The sequence below is a fragment of the bacterium genome, from assembly GCA_035371905.1.
Classification (GTDB): Bacteria; Ratteibacteria; UBA8468; order B48-G9; family JAFGKM01; genus JAMWDI01.
Genome location: DAORXQ010000161.1, coordinates 1 through 2,288 on the forward strand (window position 1 = coordinate 1; position 2,288 = coordinate 2,288).

Below are 2,288 nucleotides of genomic sequence, written 5' to 3' on the forward strand. Positions count from 1 at the left end.
AGAAATTTTAAATCTTGTTTTTATATCCCTTATAGCAATTACTATGTCTTTTATCCTTTCAAATTTTTCAAACGTTTCCCTATCATAAAAGTTTTTCGATTCAGGCCATTTACTTACAGTTATACTTTCACTTTCAAATTTAATATACTTTTTTAAGTTTTGCCAGATTTGTTCTGTGATAAAAGGAATAAATGGATGAAGGAGTTTTAATGAAACAGTTAAAACTTCAAAAATAATGGGAATTACAATATTTTCTATATAATTTTCTTCTTTATATACCTTTGAAATTTCTATATACCAGTCACAGAAATCATGCCAGAAAAAATCGTAAAGATTATTTAATGCTTCATTAAAATAGAATTTTTCAAGAGAATTACCTGTTTTTTTTACTATTTCATCAAGTTTCATTAATATCCATTTTTCTGGAAAGTCAATATTTTCTTTATCTTTTAAAAAATTGATATTTTCTATGTTTAATTCTTCACACCTTTTAAATAAGTATCTGGATGCATTCCATATTTTGTTTGTGAAATTTCTTCCCTTTATATGAAAATTTGGAGATAAAAAAACATCCTGTCCAAACGCAGTAAGAGAAATTAAACTGAATCTTAAACTGTCTGCTCCATATTTATCAATTATTTCCACAGGGTCAATGACGTTTCCAAGTGACTTGCTCATTTTTTTTCCTGTATTATCTCTCACTGTTCCGTGAATATAAACATTTTCAAAAGGAATATCTCCCATAAATTCAAGACCTGCCATAACCATTCTTGCAACCCAGAAAAATAGAATTTCCTGTGCAGTTACCAAAGTATTTGTAGGATAAAAGATTTCAAGGTCTTTTGTTTTTTCAGGCCATCCAAAAACAGAAAATGGCCATAGCCAGGATGAAAACCATGTATCAAGAACATCTTCGTCTTGAGTTAAATCTTTACCTCCACAGTAAGGACATTTTTTTAATTCTTCTTTTTCAACAATAGGAGGACAGTTATTTTTACAATACCAGATAGGTATTCTATGTCCCCACCATATCTGTCTGCTTATACACCAGTCCTTAACATTATAGAGCCAGTATAAATAAACTTTTTTCCATCTTTCAGGATAAAATTTTAATTTTCCATCTTCTGCAACTTTTATTGCTGGTTCTGCTAAAGGTTTCATTTTAACAAACCACTGGTTTGAAAGATATGGTTCAATTACTGTATCACATCTATAACAGTGCCCTACTCTATTTGTGTAATCTTCAATTTTAGATAATAATCCGAGTTTATTAAGTTCATCCACTATCAATTTTCTGCACTCAAATCTATCAATTTTATTAAATTTTCCCGCATTTTCATTCATAATTCCTTCTTCATTCATTATTAAAATAAAGTCAAGATTATGTCTTTGAGCAATTTCAAAATCGTTGGGGTCATGAGCAGGAGTTACTTTTACTGCTCCTGTGCCAAATTCAATTTCTACTTTATCATCTGCAATTATAGGTATAATTCTCTCCACAAAAGGTAATTTTACCTTTTCTCCTATAAGATTTTTATAACGTTCATCCTCTGGATTTACGGCAACAGCAGTATCTCCAAGCATTGTCTCAGGTCTTGTAGTTGCAACTTCAATAAATCCACCTCGTAAAAGAGGATATTTTATGAAATATAAATTACTTTTTTCATCTTTATATTCAACTTCTTCATCAGATAAAGCAGTTTCACATCTTGGACACCAGTTTATTATTTTTTTCCCTTTATAAATTAAACCCTTTTTATATAATCTTACAAACGCTTCTTTGACAGCATTTGATAAAGTTTCATCCATTGTAAATTTTGTTCTTGTCCAGTCACATGAAGCACCAAGTTTTTTTAATTGAAAAATAATTCTTGAACCATATTTTTCCTTCCACTTCCAAACTTCTTCTATAAATTTTTCTCTTCCAAGTTGTTTCCTTGTCAGACCTTTTTTAGCCAGTTCTTTTTCCACAACATTCTGTGTTGCTATTCCTGCATGGTCTGTGCCAGGAACCCAGAGAGAATTATATCCTTCCATTCTTTTCCATCTTATTAAGATATCCTGAATGGTATTATTGAGAGCATGACCCATATGTAAAAATCCGGTAATATTTGGAGGAGGAATAACTATAACATATTTTTCTTTTTTATTGTCAGTTTTAACATAAAAATAAGAATTTTCCTCCCACATTTTATATATTTTTTCTTCTATCTCAAGGGGATTATACTTACTTTCCATTTTACTTTTCTCCTAAATAAATAATTTCACTTAATTCATTTATTACCATA

Annotated in this window: 1 protein-coding gene; it reads right to left on the reverse strand. The window is 29.6% G+C overall.

Going from position 1 to position 2,288, the window contains the following annotated elements; genetic code table 11:
- A partial coding sequence (locus PKV21_10015) for a valine--tRNA ligase (GenBank protein ID HOM27821.1) occupies positions 1-2,238 on the reverse strand: 2,238 nt, incomplete at its 3' end.
- Positions 2,239-2,288 lie beyond the last annotated feature (50 nt).